The organism is Paenarthrobacter nitroguajacolicus, from assembly GCF_051027655.1.
Taxonomy (GTDB): domain Bacteria; phylum Actinomycetota; class Actinomycetes; order Actinomycetales; family Micrococcaceae; genus Arthrobacter; species Arthrobacter nitroguajacolicus.
The window spans coordinates 876,306-893,040 of sequence record NZ_CP073234.1 but is presented as its reverse complement, the minus strand read 5'-3'; the positions used below and the strand labels follow the sequence as shown (position 1 = coordinate 893,040).

Annotated in this window: 11 protein-coding genes and 1 tRNA gene; 4 read left to right on the top strand and 8 right to left on the bottom strand. The window is 62.7% G+C overall.

All coding sequences use genetic code 11. The features are described from left to right. Positions 1-96: 96 nt before the first annotated feature. From KCX59_RS04445 to KCX59_RS04415, 7 genes are all read right to left on the bottom strand, one after another. Positions 97-936 carry an aldo/keto reductase gene (locus KCX59_RS04445; RefSeq protein ID WP_178993401.1) on the bottom strand — a complete coding sequence of 280 codons (840 nt, stop codon included), beginning with the start codon at positions 934-936 and terminating at the stop codon, positions 97-99. A gap of 138 nt (positions 937-1,074) precedes the next feature. Then, on the bottom strand, positions 1,075-1,515 hold the full coding sequence (locus KCX59_RS04440; protein ID WP_091465453.1) for a hypothetical protein: 441 nt from the start codon (positions 1,513-1,515) through the stop codon (positions 1,075-1,077). Positions 1,516-1,523: 8 nt separating this feature from the next. Then, a complete protein-coding gene (locus KCX59_RS04435) occupies positions 1,524-2,177 on the bottom strand; it encodes a bacterial proteasome activator family protein (protein ID WP_178993400.1) in 654 nt (217 codons plus the stop codon). A gap of 91 nt (positions 2,178-2,268) precedes the next feature. Further along, positions 2,269-2,460: a YbdD/YjiX family protein gene (locus KCX59_RS04430; RefSeq protein WP_179018655.1), complete on the bottom strand. Its 192-nt coding sequence runs from the start codon at positions 2,458-2,460 to the stop codon at positions 2,269-2,271. 15 nt (positions 2,461-2,475) lie between these two features. Further along, entirely contained in the window at positions 2,476-4,746 is a 2,271-nt protein-coding gene (locus tag KCX59_RS04425) for a carbon starvation CstA family protein (RefSeq protein ID WP_179018657.1), read from the bottom strand. Positions 4,747-4,892: 146 nt separating this feature from the next. After that, positions 4,893-5,441: a PadR family transcriptional regulator gene (locus KCX59_RS04420; protein ID WP_178993397.1), complete on the bottom strand. Its 549-nt coding sequence runs from the start codon at positions 5,439-5,441 to the stop codon at positions 4,893-4,895. A 48-nt stretch (positions 5,442-5,489) separates the two neighbouring features. Further along, positions 5,490-6,473 (bottom strand): NAD(P)H-quinone oxidoreductase, encoded by a 984-nt coding sequence (locus KCX59_RS04415; RefSeq protein WP_179018659.1) that lies wholly within the window; start codon positions 6,471-6,473, stop codon positions 5,490-5,492. A 101-nt stretch (positions 6,474-6,574) separates the two neighbouring features. On the opposite strand from KCX59_RS04415, the gene KCX59_RS04410 reads away from it, so the two are divergent. From KCX59_RS04410 to KCX59_RS04400, 3 genes are all read left to right on the top strand, one after another. Further along, a tRNA-Ser gene (locus tag KCX59_RS04410) sits at positions 6,575-6,662 on the top strand. Between the two features lie 215 nt (positions 6,663-6,877). Beyond that, entirely contained in the window at positions 6,878-7,663 is a 786-nt protein-coding gene (locus KCX59_RS04405) for a VOC family protein (protein ID WP_179018661.1), read from the top strand. Between the two features lie 199 nt (positions 7,664-7,862). After that, positions 7,863-12,383, top strand: a complete 4,521-nt coding sequence (locus tag KCX59_RS04400) for an ExeM/NucH family extracellular endonuclease (protein ID WP_179018663.1) — start codon at positions 7,863-7,865, stop codon at positions 12,381-12,383. 110 nt (positions 12,384-12,493) lie between these two features. Here KCX59_RS04400 and KCX59_RS04395 read toward each other — a convergent pair whose 3' ends face one another. Beyond that, positions 12,494-14,443, bottom strand: coding sequence for an FAD/NAD(P)-binding protein (locus KCX59_RS04395; protein WP_179018665.1), 1,950 nt, complete (start codon positions 14,441-14,443; stop codon positions 12,494-12,496). A gap of 59 nt (positions 14,444-14,502) precedes the next feature. On the opposite strand from KCX59_RS04395, the gene KCX59_RS04390 reads away from it, so the two are divergent. Further along, positions 14,503-16,713 carry a prolyl oligopeptidase family serine peptidase gene (locus KCX59_RS04390; RefSeq protein ID WP_179018667.1) on the top strand — a complete coding sequence of 737 codons (2,211 nt, stop codon included), beginning with the start codon at positions 14,503-14,505 and terminating at the stop codon, positions 16,711-16,713. The last annotated feature ends 22 nt before the right edge of the window (positions 16,714-16,735 follow it).

Here is a 16,735-nt window from a genome sequence, read left to right as displayed (position 1 = left end):
GGTGCGCTGGGTCACGGAGGCGACTGGCGTCGTCGAGCGTTAACGGCAGGTGCCCCGCCCCTAAGGGGGACGGGGCACCTGGGTCCGGCGTCGGGGTTAGGCGAAGTCGGAGACTGCCGGGTCGGGACCGATGCGTCCTTCAGCGCCGCGGTCCAGGCCGTTGATGGCCTCGACGTCGGTGGCGTCCAGTGTCACGTTGAGCGCTGCGAAGTTCTCCTGGATGCGCGACTCGGTGACGGACTTGGGGATTACCACGTTGCCGATGGCCAAGTGCCAGGCGATGATGACCTGCGCAGGAGTGGCATCATGCTTGGCGGCGATCTCAGCCACGGTGGCGCTTTCGAGCAGCTCGCCACCCTGGCCCAGCGGGGACCAGGCCTGAGTCAGGATGCCCTTGGAAGCGTTGAATTCGCGAAGGTCGGCCTGATTGAAGAACGGGTGCAGCTCTACCTGGTTGATGGCCGGTACAACACCGGTCTCATCGATGATGTGCTGCAGGCCTTCTTTGGTGAAGTTGGAGACGCCGATGGACTTGACCCGGCCACGCTTCTTGAGCTCAATGAGGGCTTTCCAAGTGTCCACGTACTTTTCCTGCTTGGGCTGCTGCCAGTGGATCAAGTACAGGTCCAGCGTCTCGAGGCCGAGGCGATCCATGGACTCCTCGAAGGCAGCGAGGGTGGATTCGTAGCCCTGGTCGGCGTTCCAGAGTTTGGTGGTGATGAAGATTTCCTCGGTGGAAAGGCCGGAGGAAGCAATGGCACGGCCGACGCCTGCCTCGTTGCCGTAGATCTTGGCGGTATCGATGTGGCGGAACCCGGCTTCGAAAGCCTGGCGCACCACCTTTTCGGCTACATCGTCTTCAACTTGCCACACCCCGTAGCCGAGCTGGGGGATGGTGTTGCCGTCGTTGAAAGTAAGTGTTGGTGACGAAGTCATGTTTGCCATCCTGCCAGCAAGCAGTCGCCAAAAGCGCCGAATGTTACGCAGATCAGCTATGCGCTTAACTTCTTGCATGCAGGGAATAAGGGCGCGCGCGGGTAGTTGCTAACGCGCCGCATTTGGCGCAGTTGGGGTTCAGGCTCCTAGTTGACGCTCCGCGTCAGCAACCTGCTCGAAAACTGATTCCGCCCGGCGTCGAACGGACAACGCGCCCACTGGAACGGGTCCCACGGCCAACCTCAACATAGCTGCGGCCTCAGCCGTAGTGGCCAGGGAATTTCCTGCTTTGGATAGGGCCCTGTGAACGCCGGCAAGTCCTCCCGGGACGTCCAAGCCGTCGCTGGGAGACCTTTTCTGGGCTTCGACGCAGATGGTCCTGACCCGAGGCGACAACTCGGCGAGTTCGTTGGCTATTTGCACGAGCTCGTTGTAGAGCTGCTCATCATCCACGCCCTCGAGGACTTGGTGGTACCGATCCAATCCCCGATGAAAACGGTCATGGGCGCGGCGCCACAGCCCCTTGCCAAGCTCCAGATCGTCTTTCCGCCCTTGCCGGACGGCCCCAAAGAAACCCACCTGCGAACTCAGAGGTACTGACCCGGACCGTGATCGGGGTCTTCCCTGCGGCCCTGGGCGGCAGCGCCGGGCGCACCGGGTGCAGCCGCCCGCTGCGGTTGGCCGTTTTCGCCGATGACGATGCCCGGCGCAATCACAGTTCCCGGCGGGAGCTGACGAAGTTGCATCTGAGCGGCAGCGTGCTCTTTGGCAGCTTGCTGTGCGGCGATCGCCGCCTGGATTCCATGGAACAAGCCTTCAAGCCAGCCAACGAGTTGTGCCTGCGCGATGCGAAGCTCCGCATCAGAAGGGGCTTTTTCGTCCGGGAGGGGCAGACTGATCCGTTCCAACTCCTCGATGAGTTCAGGAGCCAGCCCATCTTCAAGTTCCTTGATGGACCGCTCATGAATCTCAGCAAGGCGACCGCGAGCGGCGTCGTCCAATGGCGCGGCCTTAACTTCTTCCAGGAGCTGGCGGATCATGGTGCCGATCCGCATCACCTTGGCCGGCTCATCAACGAGTTCGTGAAGGTTACCTCCCCTGGGTTTGGCGCCCTTCGCCACCTCTTCCGGCTGGGGTTGCTGTCCGTTGGGCGCCTCGAGGCCCTCTTCCAGCGTTGTTCCCTCCACGGGGGTGTCGTCCGAAGCCTCATCCGTGGGCTGAATGTTGTTCAGATCGCTCATTCGTTCATACTCTCACGTGCTCGACGCGAACCCCTGTCCAGGCCCTGGTTTTGGACTTCGTTCGTAGCGAAACTTCGTCGTGCATGCCGCCTCAGCAGCACCTTCCTTGGGGGTTGGTGTCCTGGCGGTCCATCCGGTCCCGCCAGAACTCGCGTTCAGTCATGGCGGGACCGGAATGGCCGGTAGCTTCAAAATGCTCCAGGTACTTCCGGTACGCGTCCTCACCCATGAGCGAGCCCATGTAGGTGGCGAAGCCCCGAAGGCCCTTAACGACGGAATTCATCAGAGCCGGCCCTCATTAGTGGTGGCCGGCCTTCTGCGTTCGTTTCTCCGCAGGCAGGGCGTTCCATTCTGCTAGCAACGTTTTCTCGGCAGCCGTCGGGATGAGCCCCGCCGGTGCGTACACCTTGGAAGGTACAGGCGGGTCTTCGTGGTCCTGACCGCCGCCGGCGCGGATTGCCTTGATGGTTGCCAGTAGGGCGGCGACAATCACGATGATGCTCAAGGTCACGAAGATCACCGAAAGCACGCCCTGGATCATGGTGTTGCGGACCACGGCTTCCATGGCTGCAACGGTCTTGGCTGTACCAAACTCCGTCTTGCCGTCAGCCAGCGCCTTTGAGAACGCCTGATTGTTGGCGAAGTATCCAACTGCCGGGACTGGCGAGAAGATCTTGTGGAAACTGGCCGTGATGGTCACAACCGCCGCGAAAGTCAGCGGAACTGCCACGATCCACAGCCATTTGAACACTCCGCGTTTAGCCGTGATGGCAAGGCAAACCGCCAGTGCAATGGCTGCCAGCAACTGGTTGGCGATGCCGAACAGCGGGAAGAGCGTGTTGATTCCACCCAGCGGATCGGTGACACCCATCAGCAGCACAGCCCCCCAGGCACCCACCATAATTGCGGTGCACAGCCAGGCTCCGGGCCGCCATGAGGCCTCCTTGAACTTGGGGACAAAGTTGCCGATGGAGTCCTGCAGCATGAAGCGGGCAACACGCGTGCCTGCGTCCACTGCGGTAAGGATGAAGAGGGCCTCGAACATGATGGCGAAGTGGTACCAGAAAGCCATCATTCCCGGGCCGCCGATGAACTGCTGCATGATGTGGGCCAAACCGACTGCCAGCGTGGGAGCGCCACCTGAACGGGAGACAATGCTTTCCTCGCCGACGTCCTTCGCGGTTTGAGCCAGCACGTCCGGGGTGATGTTCACATTGGCCAGGCCAAGGCTGTTCACCCACTGGGCTGCAGATTCCACGGTGCCGCCGGTGAGGGCCAGAGGCGCATTCATGGCGAAGTAGATGCCACGGTCGATGGAGATGGCAGCCACCAGGGCCATGATGGCCACGAAGGATTCCATCAGCATTCCGCCGTAACCGATGAAACGGGTCTGCCGCTCCTTCTCAATCAGCTTGGGGGTGGTTCCCGACGAGATGAGTGCGTGGAACCCGGACAGGGCGCCACAAGCGATGGTGACGAACAGGAACGGGAAGAGGGCGCCGGAGAACACCGGGCCGTTCTCCCGGCTGGCGAACTCACTGAACGCCGGGACGGTGATTTCCGGACGCACCACGATGATGGCCAGCGCGAGCATCACGATCACGCCGATCTTCATGAAGGTGGAGAGGTAGTCACGCGGAGCCAGCAGCAGCCAGACCGGCAGGATTGCGGCGATGAACCCGTAAACGATGATGCCCCAGGCAATGGTGACCTTGTCCAGGTGGAAGAAGGCCGCGCCCCACTCGGTGCCGGCGACGGCGCCGCCTCCAATGATGGCCGCCATCAGGAGCACGAAGCCGATGACGGACACCTCCATCACCTTGCCCGGCCGGATGAAGCGCAGGTAGACACCCATGAACAACGCGATGGGGATGGTCATACCCACCGAGAACACGCCCCACGGGCTCTCACCGAGGGCGTTGACCACCACCAGGGCAAGGATGGCCACGATGATGATCATAATGAGCAGCGTCGCCACGAGGGCTGCCGTACCACCGATAACGCCAAGTTCCTCGCGCGCCATCTGGCCGAGTGAACGGCCACCGCGGCGCATGGAGAAGAACATGACCAGGTAGTCCTGTACGGCGCCTGCAAGAACGACGCCGATGATGATCCAGATAGTGCCGGGAAGGTAGCCCATCTGGGCCGCGATGACGGGTCCCACCAACGGTCCTGCACCGGCAATGGCGGCGAAGTGGTGGCCGAACAACACGTTCCTGTCAGTACGGACGTAGTCCTTGCCATCGGCTTTGTACTCGGCAGGGGTAGCGCGGCGATCGTCCGGTTTGAGCAGGTAACGCTCAATGACTTTGGAGTAGAAGCGGTAGCCGATCAGGTACGTGCAGACAGCGGCGAAAACGAACCAGATGGCGTTGACGGTTTCACCGCGCACCAGGGCGAGCATGAACCACGCCACTGCTCCCAGCAGGGAGATAGCAACCCAAAGACCGATCTTGGCGGGGGTCCACCTGCGTTCCTCCGCTTCGCGCACCGAGTCGTCCACAGCCGGGGCGGGCAGGGTGGAATCCAGCCCTTCCGCGAGTCCGGCTTGGTCAGGAATCTTGCCCATATCTCCTCCTTGAGAACTGCTGCGCTGCCGTGGCACGAACGCGCGTCACGGGCAAGCTAGCAAAGAGGTTCCCCGATGCATGGTGAACTCACCGCAGGATGGATTTCGCTGCGGTGAACGGTAGCTACTGTGCGACCAATGGTTGCCTAAGCAATGCCGGCCCCGCCGTTGCCGCGCCCTTGCACCATGCGGGCCTCGCAGAGATCCAACCAGCGAACTTCGGCCTCTGCCTGGAAAATCAATGAATCGAGCACCAGCAGCCACGCAGTATCCGACGATCTTTGGTTGGCGGAGACCGCCTTTCTCGCCTGCGTATGCTCTTGCAGAGCCTTGACCGAGACCTCGCGTTGGGACTGGATCACCGCAGAAGTATCCACGTCAGGAAGCGTCACTGCGAGCGCCAGCTTGATGGCAATTTCGTTCCTTGGAGGATTGCCCCGGTCCACTGCACCAGCGAACCAGGCCTCAACTTCCTCAGCCCCCGCGTCAGTGATGCTGTAGACGACGTGCCCGCCGCCGTCGTCGCCGTCCTTGCTGACTAAACCGTCGCGCTCAAGCCTGTCCAGGGTTGTATAAACCTGGCCGATGTTCAACGGCCAGGCGGCACCAGTACGGTCCTCGAACTCGACTCGCAGCTCATAGCCGTACCTCGGCTGGTCCTGGAGCAGGGCCAGCAGGCTGTGCCGGATGGACATATGGCTCCTCGCTGCAGTCGGGCGGATAAATACAGTTGAACCGGCGGATCAAAGGAGCAGTAGGACCTTGCCCACATGCTCCCCGGAGTCGAAGTACTCGTGCGCTTCCCGAACATTCTCCAAGGGGAAGGACTTGGCAACGAGTGGCCTGATCCTGCCGTCGGTGAGCATGGGCCACACGAACTCGCGCACGGCGGACATGATGATTCCTTTTTCAGCGACAGGTCGCGGTCGGAGGGCTGTTCCGATAACGGCTGCCCTCTTGCTGAGGAGCAGACCCAAGTTGAGCTCCGCTTTTGTTCCGCCTTGCAGACCGATGACGATGAGTCGTCCGTACTCGGCGAGCGCCTCGACGTTCTGTTGCAGATATTTGGCACCGACGACGTCGAGGATCACGTCGGCGCCTTTGCCTCCGTTGTGCGCCTTGAGGCTTTCAGCGAAGTCTTCTTCGGTGTAGTTGATGGCGATATCGGCGCCGAGGAAGGCCTTGGCGGTGCCGACCTTCTCATCAGTGCCGGCCGTGGTGGCCACCTTCGCACCATAGGCTTTGGCCAGTTGAATAGCCATGGTGCCGATGCCACCGGTGGCGCCATGGATGAGTACAGTCTCGCCGGGTTGCAACTGTGCGGTCATCATCAGGTTCGAGTACACGGTGGCGGCAACTTCGGGCAGGGCAGCGGCTGTAACCAGGTCCACGCCTTCAGGGATGCGGAGTACCTGCTCCGCCGGAACGGCGACCTGCTGGGCGTAGCCACCGCCAGACAACAGTGCCACGACTTTGTCGCCGACTGAGAACGCTTTGGTTACGCCGGGGCCGAAAGCCGAAATGCGGCCGGAGACTTCCAGTCCGGGAACTTCCGATGCTCCCGGGGGCGGCGGGTAGGAGCCGCGCCGCTGCTGGACGTCGGCGCGGTTCAAACCCGCGGCCACTACGTCAATCAGGACCTCGCCCTCACCCGGCACTGGTGACGGGACCTCACGGACTTCGAGGACTTCGGGTCCGCCTGGCTCTGAGATATAGACGGCTTTCATGAAGAACTCCCGGTTTCTTGCTTGTTTTCCAGACCCGGGGCAGGGGCTGGAATACGTGATGTTTTGGAACAGCCAACTCCCTATGAAACACTACTAGGCGAGGAAGGTTGTCCGAGCGGCCTAAGGAGCTGGTCTTGAAAACCAGTGTGCGGTAACCCCGTACCAAGGGTTCAAATCCCTTACCTTCCGCGAATGAAATGCCCCGGGTTCCAGAACCCGGGGCATTTTTGTGTCTTGGTGCCTGTCGTGAGGACGCGTGTCTGCGGCGATGCCGCCCGGAACTGAGAACTGGCACCCGGAAGATCATTGAAAGTGTCAGAGGCCCCGCATAGTGTTCTGACTGTCGCCACCCCACTGACATCGGCCGCAGCTTTGGCTGCGGAATAACAACAGGAGCCTCACCTATGCCCAAGCCTGATATCACTCCCGGTTCCCCCTGCTGGATTGACCTCATGACGTCCGATACGGAGAAGGCCAAGGCCTTCTATACGGCTCTTTTCGGTTGGACCTATGAAACCGGAGACCAGGAGAAGTACGGCGGCTACATCACGGCTTCCAAGGACGGCCGGATGGTGGCGGGCATCATGGAGAAGCAGGCGGACATGGGAGCCATGCCGGACGTTTGGTCCACTTACCTCCGCACGGACGACATCAAGGCGACCACCGAGGCCGCTGCCGCCAATGGCGGCCAGGTGTTCCTGGAACCCATGGAGGTCCCTGAGCAAGGCAGCATGGCCATGTACGGGGATGCCTCAGGTGCCGCTATAGGCGCCTGGCAGTTCGGTGAAATGAAGGGCTACGAGATCGCGGCGGAGGCAGGAGCTCCCGCTTGGCATGAGCTACTGGCCAAGGACTACGATTCCGCGGTCACGTTCTACCAGCGTGTCTTCGGCTGGGAGACGGAGGTCATGAGCGACACTCCCGAGTTCCGTTATACGACCCTCGGCGCCGGTGACGACGCCAAGGCAGGCATCATGGACGCTTCCGGATTCCTGCCGGAACAGGTCCCCTCCATGTGGAGCGTTTACTTCGCGGTGGAGGATACGGATGCCGCCGTGGAGCAGGCGTCGGCCCTCGGTGCCACGGTCATGCAGCCCGCCGAGGACACACCGTTCGGGCGTTTGGCCACGTTGTCCGACCCCACGGGAGCTGTTTTCAAGGTCATTCAGGACTCGGGGCAGACCGCCTAATCGGCCGCTTTCCGGGTCCTTGTCCGGACCCTCATTGTTGACCCAGGGTCAACCCTCTATTCATCCGTTCGTGTTCAGCTAGGCCCGAGGCAGCTTTACCCGGGAGTAACTTCCGGTACCCGCCCACTTCATAAGACAGTGGGCGCCATTCATGGAGCCCCACAGGGCTCACTGATGAAAGTTCGAATGGATGAAACTTATGCATTGGAAATCCTTGGCGGGCGCTGTCCTGTCGGCTGGGTTAATCACCGCCCCGTTGACGGCCGCGCCGGCCTCTGCAGCTGATGAGCTCGCCGTCGGCCCTTCCCCGGTGGTGATCAACGAGGCGTATCTCAGCGGTGGCAGCAGCGGTGCCGCCTTCAAGAACAAGTTCGTTGAACTTTACAATTCCTCGGACGCACCGGTCAGCTTGGCGGGCTGGTCGCTGCAATACCGGGCAGCGACGGCCACAGCAGCACCCACAGGAATCACTCCCCTGACGGGAAGCATTCCCGCGAAGGGGTATTTCCTGGTCCAGGGTGCCACCAACAGCGGTACTTCCACGGCACCGGCGCTTCCCACGGCCGATGTGCAGGCCACAGGAACGCTGAATCCCAGCGGAACCACTGGAACACTCGTCCTGGCCAAGCAGGCCACTGCTGTCTCTCCGCTTCCGGCGGGGTCGGTGACGGGCAACGCCGCCATCGCTGACCTCTTGGGCTATGGCAGCTCCAACACCTTCGAGACTGCCGCTGCCACCGCACCTACCAGCAACGCAGACGTCAAAAGCTTGAACCGCGCCAACGGTGTGGACACCGACTCCAACGCCGCGGACTTCAGCCTCAGCGCAACCATCACCCCCACTGCCTCCAACGGTGGCGGAACCCCGCCGGTTGACCCCCAGCCGGAGCCCGGTGTCAAGACCATTGCCGAGATCCAGGGCACCGGTACGGCCAGTCCGTTTGTTGGCAGCACCGTGACCACCAGCGGCAAGGTCACCGCTGTCTACGCAACCGGCGGCTTCAACGGCTACTACGTGCAGACCGCAGGAAGCGGCGGTGAAAGCGCGGGGGCGGCAAGGACGGCGTCGGACGCTTTGTTCGTCTATTCACCCTCAACGACGTCGGCGGTCCAGGCCGGCGACTACGTGCAACTCACCGGTGTCGTCAGCGAGTTCGCCAGCCAAACCCAGCTCACCGTCGAGGCGGCAGGGTTGCAGAAGCTCACCGAAGCGGCGCCGGAGGTGAAGTCCACACCGTTCGCGCTGCCCGCCAATGAGGCCGCACGGGAAAGCCTGGAGGGCATGCTCCTGGCTCCCCAAGGTGACTTTACGGTCACGGACAACTACTCCCTGAACCAGTACGGCGAGATCGGCCTCGCGGCCGGCAAGTCACCGTTGGTGCAGCCGACAGCGGTAGCCAGCTACGGTTCGGCGGAGTACGCCGCTGTGGTAGCGGATAACGCTCTGCGCGGCATCAAGCTCGACGACGGCGCGTCCACCAACTTCCTCAAGGACGCCACCACCAAAGCGCAGCAGTTGCCGTACCTGACCACGTCGGATCCTGTACGCGTTGGCTCCCCGGCGCAGTTCCGGACCGACGTCATCCTGGGCTACGGCAACAACTCCTGGAAGTTCCAGCCACTTACCGCCCTGACCGCGGCCAATGCTGAGTCGGTTCAGCCTGCCAGCTTCACCGCGACCAGGCCTGAAGGTCCTGCGGATGTAGGGGGCAACCTCAAGCTGGCTTCCTTCAACGTACTGAACTACTTCCCCACCACAGGCGACCAGCTCGCCGGCTGCGTCTTTTACACCGACCGAGACGGCAACCCCATCACGGTCAAGGAAGGCTGCAATGCCCGCGGTGCTGCCAACGCCGAGAATTTCGAGCGCCAGCAAAGGAAGATCGTCGCTGCCATCACCAAGTCCGGCGCCGACGTCGTATCCCTTGAAGAGATCGAAAACTCCGCACAGTTCGGCAAGAACCGCGACGACGCCCTCTCCAAGCTGGTGGACGCCCTCAACGTCAAGACCCCCGGGGTCTGGGACTATGTGCGCACACCCGCCAACGCTCCCCCGCTCAGCGACGAGGACATGATTCGCACCGCGTTCATCTACAAGAAGGCAGTGGCGGAGCCCGTGGGTGAGTCCATCATTCACAACGACACCGTGGCCTTTGCCAGTGCGCGCAAGCCGCTGGCACAAGTCTTCAAGCCGGTTGGCGGAGACGATGACAGGAAGTTCATCGCGATCGTGAACCATTTCAAGTCCAAGGGCTCCGCCGCCACCCCGGATGACACGGACAAGGGCCAGGGCGCCTCGAACATTGCCCGCACCAAGCAGGCTGAATCGCTCCTCGCCTTCTCCAAGGACCTCGAGGCCTCCAAGGGCACGGACAAGGTCTTCCTGATCGGCGACTTCAACGCCTACGCCAAGGAAGACCCCATCAACGTCCTCACTGCAGCCGGCTACACCGACCTCGAGGCGGGTACAGGCAAGCACTCCTACCTCTTCGGCGGCATGGTGGGCTCCCTGGACCACATCCTGGCTTCCCCGGCCGCCCACAAGGTGGTCACCGGAACCGACATCTGGAACATCAACTCCGTGGAGTCCGTCGCGCTGGAGTACAGCAGGTATAACAACAATGTGACCAACTACTATGCCGGGGACGAGTTCCGGGCCAGCGACCACGATCCTGTGGTGGTGGGCCTGAACCTTACTGCTGACCAGCCGGCGACAGTTGACTTGCAGTTCCTGGGTATCAACGACTTCCACGGCCGGATCGACTCCAACACAGTCCTCTTCGCCGGAACGGTTGAGAAGCTCCGCGCTGCAGCTGCCCCCGGCGCTACCGCTTTCATTTCCGCCGGTGACAACATAGGCGCTTCCCTCTTTGCTTCTTCGGTAGCGAAGGACCAGCCAACCATCGACGTCCTGAACGCGCTCGAGCTGCAGGCTTCGGCAGTGGGCAACCACGAGTTCGACGGCGGCTGGGCGGACCTGCGCGACCGTGTCGCAGCCGGAGGTGCCAACGCGAAGTTCGCCTATCTGGGTGCGAATGTCTACCAGAAGGGCACCACAACGCCGGTCCTGCCGGAGTACAAGGTCCTGGACATGAACGGCATGCGGGTGGCAGTGATCGGTACTGTCACGCAGGAAGTTCCTTCCCTGGTGACGCCGGCCGGCATTACCGACCTTGAGTTCGGCGACCCTGTGGAAGCCATCAACCGGGTGGCCGCGAAGATCAAAGCCGAAAACCTGGCCGACCTCATCATCGTGGAAAACCACGACGGCGCTGCTTCAGGAACGCCTGAGGGTGCCACATTGGAGCAGGAAGTTGCAGCCGGCGGACCATTCGCAAAGCTGGTCAACGAAACCACTCCGGACGTCGCCGCAATCTTCACGGGTCACACGCACAAGGAGTACGCCTGGGACGCCCCGGTACTGGACGCCAACGGCCAGCCAACCGGCAAGACCCGACCCATCGTACAGACCGGCAACTACGGCGAGAACGTGGGCAGCGTGACCCTCACAGTGGATACCGCAAGCAAATCAGTCACTGCTTACAAGGCCGCCATCGTGGACCGGACAACCGATACCGCTGAAAGCCTTGTCTCTGCCTACCCGCGGGTGGCTACCGTGAAGACCATCGTGGACAAGGCACTCGCCGAGGCTGCCGTCATCGGCAACCAGCCGGTGGGCGCCGTGACCGCTGATATCACCACAGCCTTCACCCCGGATCCGGCCGGCGGTGCACCTAAGCGTGACGATCGCGCGAACGAATCCACGCTCGGCAACCTGGTGGCGGACTCCCTGGTGGACACGCTCAAGGCACCCGAACTGGGTTCCGCGGAGATCGGCGTCGTGAATCCCGGCGGCTTGCGCAACGAGCTCTACTACGCCCCGGACGGCACCATCACCTACGCCGAGGCAAACGCGGTCCTGCCGTTCGTGAACAACCTCTGGACCACGTCCCTGACCGGCGCGCAGTTCAAGACCCTCCTGGAGCAGCAGTGGCAGACAAACGCTGACGGGACCATCCCCAGCCGCCCGTACCAGCAGCTGGGAGTGTCCAAGAACGTCAACTACACCTATGAGGCCGCCCGCCCGGCGGGTGACCGCATCACCGGCATTTGGGTCAACGGCGCTGTGATCGATCCTGCCAAGCAGTACAGGATCGGGACGTTCAGCTTCCTGGCTACCGGCGGTGACAATTTCCGGATCTTCAAGGAGGGCACGGACACCAAGGACACAGGCCTGGTGGACCGCGATGCGTGGATCAAGTACCTGCGCGAGCACAATCCTGTTTCACCGGACTTCGCACGCCGTGCCGTTGCCGTGGCCAACACCACAGCGGCTGAGGTCAAGGCCGGGGACTCCATCGCCTTGGCTGTCTCCAAGCTGAACCTCACCTCGATCGGCAGCCCCGCCAACGCAACGCTGAACGCCGTCTTCGTGGACTCTAAGGGCGCCGCCGTGGCGCTCGGCTCCGTCCCCGTGACCTCAGGGGCCGCCACAGTGGACCTTAAGGTTCCCGCCGCGGCGGCTGCAGGCACCGGCACAGTGGTGCTCACCGCCGTCGAAAGTGGAACCGTGGTGAAGGCCTTGGTGACAGTGGCTGAGAGCGGTCCGAACCCGCCGCAGTGCACCGCCCCTACCAAGCCGTCCAAGTGGTACGACATCGCAGGATGGCTCCGGTACGCCTTTGCGTGGGTGGAGTATCAGAGGTGCCGGAGGGGCTAACCCCCCGAGCCATCCGGCCTGCCGGAAGCACCAGCGGGGCCCCTCACGATCTTCTTCGTGAGGGGCCCCGCGTTTCTGACTTACTGACGGTTTCCGGCCAAGCTGGTGCGTCACCGGCCGAGAATGCTGCGCGCTATCTCGTCGGCATCGCGAAGGGTTCGCTGGCCGCTCGCGTAAGCAGGTCCGGTACGCGGACGGGCCTCAGCGGCAATGGCTGTCCCCCACTGCGACGCAGACAGTTGGAGGCCCAGGACATACAAGTTCCTGGTGATGGAACCGTTCGCGGCCAGAGGCCTGTAAGGATGCGGTTCAACGTCAAGGCCGGTGGTCTGCATGGGCGTGCCCTCAACACTCATCATGATCTTGGTGCGCACCAGCCCATCGGCCATGAGCTGTTCCAGAAGGGGAGACAGGTTGATGCCCACCCTGTTGGCTGGCGACATCGCCTCCACGAGAGTCCTTGCTTCAACCGGAGCGTCGTGGACCCACGGCGAAACCGCCCGGAACACTTTGGCACCGCGGTCCACGCTGAACTTCGGGTCCGGTCCCACGAAACTCACGACGCCGGCACGCGCCAAAGCGGCCAGCTGCTCCGATCGCAGTGCAGGCGCACCGCTTGCCAGTCCTTCAACAAAAGATTCGAACCAGCCGCGCAAACCACCCAGCCACGATTCATCGGTGATGCCCCCGTCCGCTACTACGGATTTGAGGATCGCCCGCCCGGTGTGGAGGGCACCGATCGCCATCTTGACAGGGTCCGCCTCGCCCAGTGCTGATCGTCGGGCATCATCATCAAGGTAGGCCGTGATGGTGGCGTCCAGCTCGCGGCGGGAAGCGAAGGTCCGCCCAGCGAGCGGCGCCGCGAGCCCCCTCAGGTTCAGCCGGCGGGAAGCGACGACGTGTTTTTCCACGACGTTTCCCACCTCGACTTCCCAGTTCGCGGTGGTGTGCGCATGCGGTTGGAGCGCATCCTCAAGGTCGGCGAGGAACTGTGCGGGGTCCTTGATCGCGGCGGGCTGGGACCGCGCAAGTGTTGAGTAATAGGCCCAAAGTGCATCCCGGTGAAGCAACGGCCAGAGGTCATGATCGAACCCCGGCTGGATACCGGCTGCACGGAAGCGGTCCACCGCATCTTCTGTCAGGTAGCGCATGGTGATGCTGCTGGGGTAATAACCCGCCAACCCGGCCTTCGCGCGGTAAGGGGTACCCCTGCGGGACGCTGCAATGATCCTGGGCTCCCGCCCGGAAGCCCGGTACTCAAGGATACCCGTGCCGGGCGTACCAGCCTCGACGAACTTACCGCCGCGCCCCTCCGTCAACTGGCCCATGACATCGAAGAAGTTCAGACCCATGCCCCGGACCAGCACGGGTTCGTTGTCAGGCACGGCCTGCCAATCAACATCGGCAGGCGGCGCGGGCGGGAAGTACCTCAGGCCCTGCTCCTCCGCGGCGCTCTTAAAGGACCGCTGCTCCGGGTTCAACCTGGACTCGATATGGCCCAGAGCGAGGACCACGGAACCGACGGTGAGCGTCTCGCCGTTGTCGAGTTCGACGTCGAACCCGTATTCCTTTTCGCCCTTAACAGGCTGCGCGGCGACGGCGAGCGCCTTATGAAAGGTGACCTCGACGCCGTCGGGAAGCTGTTCAAGCAGCCCCGCCAAAGTTTGGCGCAGGTACCGCCCGTACAGCGCGCGGCTGGGGAAGTCGTGCGATTCGAGGGTGGCCAGTTCCGCCTTCTCTGCATCGTTCAGTCCCCTGCCATCACGACGGCGGGCCTCGCGCCACTGATCGAACGAACCACCCGCGAGCGGTGGGGCGAGTTGAGGGTCCTCAGGAATGAGGGTGGGATAGAACGATTGGGTGTTCATCAAGTAGAGGCGTGACTGCTCCGGCTGCCACACGTGCCCCGACCCGGCCGGATAAGGGTCCACGACATCGATGAGAAGGGTGGTTCCTGGCGGACTGTCCGCAGCCCAGTTCGCGAGCAACCGCTCGAGGACACTGGTGCCCCGAGGGCCGGCCCCGATCAGGGCAACACGGTTGGTTTGCGATTTAGCCACGCTCAAGCCTAACTTCCTGTGACTTGCTTACTGTTGAAGAGTGTTGCTTGGATGGGGCGATGACCACCACAGAAGCTGATCAGTCGCCACTTCCCGAGAATGAGACCGCGCCGGCCCCCGGCCCGCGGCATGCAGCGGACGTCGCGCCTGAGCCGACGGATGAAAACGTTTGGCTTGAGGACATCCACGGCGAAGAGCAGCTGGCGTGGGTCCGCGAGCAGAATGCCCGCACCGAGGAGTTACTGGAGGACGCCGAGTACGCGGCCGTTGAGGCTGGCATCCTGGAGGTCCTCGACTCCAACGATCGCATCGCAATGGTCTCCAAACGCGGCGATTTCTACTACAACTTCTGGAAAGACCAGGAACACCCCAAGGGCCTTTGGCGTCGAACTACGTGGGAAAGCTATCTCACTGAGGAGCCGGAGTGGGACGTCCTGCTGGATATCGACGCCCTTGCCGCCGCCGAAGGCGTTGAGTGGGTATTCCATGGTGTCGGCTTCCTCCGTCCTGCCGACGGCTCCGAGTACCGCCTGGCCATGGTTTCGCTCTCCCCCGACGGCGGCGACGCTGACCGCCACCGCGAGTTCGACGTCGAGTCCCGCACCTTCGTGGAGGGTGGCTTTGACGTGCCGACAGCCAAAGGCAACGTCAGCTGGCTGGATGCCGACACTTTGCTTGTGTCCAGCACGGCGGATGGGCTCCCCGCAACTACGTCCTCCTATGCCCGCACCGGGGTGAAGCTGCGCCGCGGCCAATCGCTGGCCCAGGCAGAGCGCCTCTTCGAAATCCCCGAGGACCACATGTTGGCCATGGTGGCCCACGATTCCACCCCGGGTTATGAGCGGACCTTCGCCGTGGACTACATCGACTTCTACAACCGGAGTACGTCGCTGCTGCGTGACGACGCCTGGGTGGTTATCGATGTCCCCACGGATGTGAACATCAGCGTCCACCGGGATTGGCTGCTGTTCCGTCCGCAGAAGGACTGGGATGTTGCCGGTGTTCTCTACCCTGCCGGGTCCTTGCTGGCCGCGGACTTCGAGTCTTACCTGGCGGGTTCCCGGTCATTGCTGGTCCTGTTCACGCCGGATGCCCACACGTCGCTGCAGTCGTGGAGCTGGACCAAGGACTACCTCCTGCTGAACCTCCTGCGCGATGTGTCCTCCGAAATCCGGGTGTTGGACCCGGCCCGTCCCGATTCTGAAGGCGGCTGGGCCTCCACCGTCCTGGACGCCTGCCCTCCTCTGCATGACGTCAATGCCTATGCCGTGGATGACGAAGACCCTGGCGCTGAAGGCAACGATTTCTGGCTGGTGGCCACCGGCTTCACCACGCCCACCACGCTGACCAGGGGGACACTTGTTGCCGGGGCGGCGAGCCGGCACGCCGAGGTGAAGCGGTCGCCGTCGTTCTTCAACGAGGCCGACTACGAAGTCCAGCAGCACTTCGCTGTTTCTGACGATGGGACCAAGGTTCCCTACTTCCAGGTCGCGTCCAAGGACTTGGTCTTGGACGGCCAAAACCCCACCCAGCTTTCCGGCTATGGCGGTTTCGAAGTTTCCAGGACTCCGGCCTACAGCGGAACAATCGGGCGGGCCTGGCTGGAACGCCGCACCTTGGGCGTATCCTCCGACGACGGAGCTGCCGCACACTCACGCGGTGGTGTCTTCGTTGTTGCCAACATCCGCGGCGGTGGCGAATACGGTCCGTCCTGGCACCGTGCAGCACTTCAGGAGAACCGGCACCGTGCATACGAGGACTTCGCCGCCGTGGCGAAGGACCTCATCTCGCGAGGCGTCACCAGCCGCCGTCGACTCGGCTGCGTAGGCGGTTCCAACGGCGGCCTCCTGGTGGGCAACATGCTGACCCAGTACCCGGAACTGTTCGGGGCTGTTTCCTGCGGGGTGCCACTCCTGGACATGCGCCGCTACACCAAGCTCTCCGCCGGATACTCCTGGATCGCCGAATACGGTGACCCTGATGTTCCGGTCCAGTGGGAGTTCATCCGCACTTTCTCGCCGTACCACTTGCTACACGACGGTGTGGAATACCCTGAGACTTTCATTTGGACAGCCACCTCCGATGACCGTGTGGGACCTGTCCAGGCCCGCAAAATGGCGGCGCGCATGCAGGCCATGGGCATCCCGAACGTCTGGTTCCATGAAGCTCTTGAAGGCGGTCACGCGGGCGCCTCCGACAACAGGCAGGCAGCAGCGCTCCAGGCCCGGAGCAACCACTTCCTGTGGCGTTCCTTGGCCGGAAGCAACTGACAAGAAGCTGTTTTGCGCTAGA

Bases quoted from the DNA above. Each gene is read 5' to 3' on its own strand.
- KCX59_RS04445 (WP_178993401.1), bottom strand. From the start codon at position 936: ATGACTTCGTCACCAACACTTACTTTCAACGACGGCAACACCATCCCC.
- KCX59_RS04435 (WP_178993400.1), bottom strand. From the start codon at position 2,177: ATGAGCGATCTGAACAACATTCAGCCCACGGATGAGGCTTCGGACGAC.
- KCX59_RS04430 (WP_179018655.1), bottom strand. From the start codon at position 2,460: ATGAATTCCGTCGTTAAGGGCCTTCGGGGCTTCGCCACCTACATGGGC.
- KCX59_RS04425 (WP_179018657.1), bottom strand. From the start codon at position 4,746: ATGGGCAAGATTCCTGACCAAGCCGGACTCGCGGAAGGGCTGGATTCC.
- KCX59_RS04420 (WP_178993397.1), bottom strand. From the start codon at position 5,441: ATGTCCATCCGGCACAGCCTGCTGGCCCTGCTCCAGGACCAGCCGAGG.
- KCX59_RS04415 (WP_179018659.1), bottom strand. From the start codon at position 6,473: ATGAAAGCCGTCTATATCTCAGAGCCAGGCGGACCCGAAGTCCTCGAA.
- KCX59_RS04405 (WP_179018661.1), top strand. From the start codon at position 6,878: ATGCCCAAGCCTGATATCACTCCCGGTTCCCCCTGCTGGATTGACCTC.
- KCX59_RS04400 (WP_179018663.1), top strand. From the start codon at position 7,863: ATGCATTGGAAATCCTTGGCGGGCGCTGTCCTGTCGGCTGGGTTAATC.
- KCX59_RS04390 (WP_179018667.1), top strand. From the start codon at position 14,503: ATGACCACCACAGAAGCTGATCAGTCGCCACTTCCCGAGAATGAGACC.